This is a genomic window from Janibacter sp. CFPM2_SD2, from assembly GCF_057364645.1.
In genome coordinates, this window is the sequence record NZ_JBNFOF010000256.1 from 1 (window position 1) to 3,470 (window position 3,470).

Sequence of the window (3,470 nt, forward strand, 5' to 3'; positions counted from 1 at the left end):
TCCCCCCCTTCGCCCCCCGCAGCCTCGGTCCGCGCGCCCGGCGACCCGGGCAGCGCCGTCCGCACCGGCGGACGCACTGACTGATGAACACGTGTTCGAGTGTACGCCCTGAACTCACCCCACCAGAACTCTGCAAAACCCTAGGGTCTTGCAGAGTTCGGAGGTCACAACCCTGCACAACCCCAGGGTCCTGCAGGGTGGGGAGCGCGCACAGCACGCACGACGAAGGGGGGCGGCCACCCGTAGGTGGCCACCCCCTTCGGTGGTGCGTCGGAGGTCAGCCGACGAGCGACCGCAGCACGTACTGCAGGATGCCGCCGTTGCGGTAGTAGTCCGCCTCACCGGGGGTGTCGATGCGCACGACCGCGTCGAACTCCACGGTCTCGCCACCCTCACGTGTCGCCGTGACCTTGACCGTCTTGGGCGTCGAGCCGTTGTTGAGCTCGGTGATGCCCGCGATGTCGAAGGTCTCGGTGCCGTCCAGGCCGAGCGAGTCGGCGCTCTGCCCCTCGGGGAACTGGAGCGGGATGACGCCCATGCCGATGAGGTTGGAGCGGTGGATGCGCTCGTAGGACTGCGCGATGACGGCGCGGACGCCGAGCAGGCGCGTGCCCTTGGCCGCCCAGTCACGCGACGAGCCGGAGCCGTACTCCTTGCCGGCAAGGACGACGAGCGGGACGCCGGCCTCGATGTACTTCTCCGAGGCCTCGAAGATCGTCGTCTGGCCACCGTCGCCGAGGAAGTCGCGGGTGAAGCCACCCTCGACGCCGTCGAGCAGCTGGTTCTTCAGCCGGATGTTGGCGAAGGTGCCGCGGATCATGACCTCGTGGTTGCCACGGCGCGAGCCGTAGGAGTTGAAGTCCTTGCGCTCCACGCCGTGCTCGGCGAGGTAGACGCCCGCCGGGCTGTCGGCCTTGATCGCACCGGCCGGGCTGATGTGGTCGGTCGTGACCGAGTCACCCAGCTTGGCCAGGACGCGCGCACCGGAGATGTCCTCGACGGCATCGAGGTCCATCTTCATGCCCTCGAAGTACGGGGGCTTGCGCACGTAGGTCGACTCGTCGGCCCACTCGAAGGTGTTGCCCTCGGGGGTCTCGAGCGAGGTCCAGCGCTCGTCACCGGCGAAGACGTCCGCGTACTTCTCGGTGAACATTTCCTGCGTGACCGCGGTGTCGATCGTGCTCTGCACGTCGGCCGGGTTGGGCCAGATGTCCTTGAGGAAGACGTCGTTGCCGTCGGCGTCCTGGCCCAGCGCCTCGGTCTCGAAGTCGAAGTCCATCGTGCCGGCGAGCGCGTAGGCGATGACGAGCGGCGGCGACGCGAGGTAGTTCATCTTCACGTCGGGGTTGATGCGCCCCTCGAAGTTGCGGTTGCCGGAGAGGACCGACGTGACGGCCAGGTCGTTGGCGTTGACCGCCTGCGAGACCTCGTCGATGATCGGGCCCGAGTTGCCGATGCAGGTCGTGCAGCCGTAGCCGACGAGATGGTAGCCGAGCTTCTCGAGGTAGGGCCACATGCCGGCCTTCTCGTAGTACTCGGTGACGACCTTCGAGCCCGGCGCCATCGAGGTCTTGACCCACGGCTTGACCTGCAGGCCGCGCTCGACCGCGTTCTTCGCGAGCATCGCGGCGGCCATCATGACCGACGGGTTGGACGTGTTGGTGCAGCTGGTGATCGAGGCGATGACGACGTGGCCGTGGTCGATCTCGACCTCGGCACCGTCGATGACGGCCTTCGCCGGGTTGGAGGCCCGGTCACCGTTGGTGCGCGGCTCGGAGTGCGAGGGCCGACCGGCGCTCTCGGACGCCTCGAGCGCGTCGTGGCTCGGGGAGTCGGAGGCCGGGAAGGTGCCGGCGAGCTCGGCGTCGACCGAGGACTTCTCGATGCCGTTGCCGTCGACGACGTAGTTCTTCAGGTCGCCGCGGAACTGCTCCTTGGCCTTGCTGACCTCGATGCGGTCCTGCGGACGCTTCGGGCCGGCGATCGAGGGGACGACCGTCGACAGGTCGAGCTCGAGGTACTCGGAGAAGCGGGGCTCGACGGCCGGGTCGAGCCACATGCCCTGGGTCTTGGCGTAGGCCTCGACGAGCGCGACCTGCTGCTCGGAGCGGCCGGTGAGGCGCAGGTAGTCGAGGGTGACGTCGTCGATGGGGAACATCGCGGCGGTCGAGCCGAACTCGGGGCTCATGTTGCCGATGGTGGCGCGGTTGGCCAGCGGCACCTGGGCGACGCCCTCGCCGTAGAACTCGACGAACTTGCCGACGACGCCGTGGTCGCGCAGCATCTCGGTGATCGTCAGGACGACGTCGGTCGCGGTGGCGCCGGCCGGGATCGAGCCGGAGAGCTTGAAGCCGACGACGCGCGGGATGAGCATGGAGACCGGCTGGCCGAGCATGGCCGCCTCGGCCTCGATGCCGCCGACGCCCCAGCCCAGGACGCCCAGGCCGTTCTCCATCGTCGTGTGCGAGTCGGTGCCGACGCAGGTGTCGGGGTAGGCGACGCCGTCGCGGGTCATCGTGACGCGGGCCAGGTGCTCGATGTTGACCTGGTGGACGATGCCGGTGCCCGGGGGGACGACCTTGAAGTCGTCGAAGGCCGTCTGGCCCCAGCGCAGGAACTGGTAGCGCTCGTTGTTGCGCTCGTACTCGAAGTCGACGTTGCGGGCGAAGGCGTCCGCGGTACCGAAGGCGTCGATCTGGACCGAGTGGTCGATGACGAGCTCGGCCGGCGCGAGCGGGTTGATCTTCGTCGGGTCGCCACCGAGCTCGGCGACGGCCTCGCGCATCGTGGCGAGGTCGACGACGCAGGGGACACCGGTGAAGTCCTGCATGATCACGCGGGCGGGCGTGAACTGGATCTCGGTGTCGGGCTGGGCGTTCTCGTCCCAGGCGCCGAGCGCGTTGATGTGGTCGGCGGTGACATTCTCGCCGTCCTCGGTGCGCAGCTGGTTCTCCAGCAGGACCTTGAGGCTGTAGGGCAGGTTCTTCGAGCCCTCGACCTTGTCGATCCGGTAGATCTCGTAGGACTCGTCACCGACGGTGAGCGTGTCCTTGGCGTTGAAGGTGTTCGAGCTGGCCACAGTCGACTCCTCTGTCGTGGTTATCTTGACGTCAAGATAAAACTATCACAGCGCCTGCGGACGCGAACCCACAGGCGCGCTCTCCTGCACTCTTCCCCACGTCGCCCTCCCCTGTCACGGGGCGGGCGGCGCCCCCTTCGGCTCGAAGGTCGCCACGCACTCGACGTGGTGGGTCATCGGGAAGGCGTCGAAGGCCCGCAGGCCCGCCAGGTCGAAGCCCTGGTCCGCGAGGTAGGCGGTGTCCCGGGCCAGCGCCGCGGGGTCGCAGGCGACGTAGACGAGACGACGCGGGCGAAGGGAGGTGAGCGCCTCGACGACCTGGCGTCCGGCCCCGGTGCGGGGCGGGTCCAGGACGACGCGTCCGCGCTCGGCGGCAGCAGGTCGGAGCGCG

The 3,470-nt window shown here is 68.5% G+C and carries 1 protein-coding gene and 1 pseudogene; both read right to left on the bottom strand.

The window, feature by feature from the left end:
- Window positions 1–277 precede the first annotated feature (277 nt).
- The gene (acnA, locus tag AC2W7J_RS16755) at window positions 278–3,079 is read right to left on the bottom strand and encodes an aconitate hydratase AcnA (RefSeq protein ID WP_485983799.1); all 2,802 of its coding nucleotides are present in this window, start codon (window positions 3,077–3,079) and stop codon (window positions 278–280) included.
- 114 nt (window positions 3,080–3,193) lie between these two features.
- Window positions 3,194–3,470 (bottom strand): annotated as a pseudogene (locus tag AC2W7J_RS16760) (class I SAM-dependent RNA methyltransferase); the annotation flags it as partial.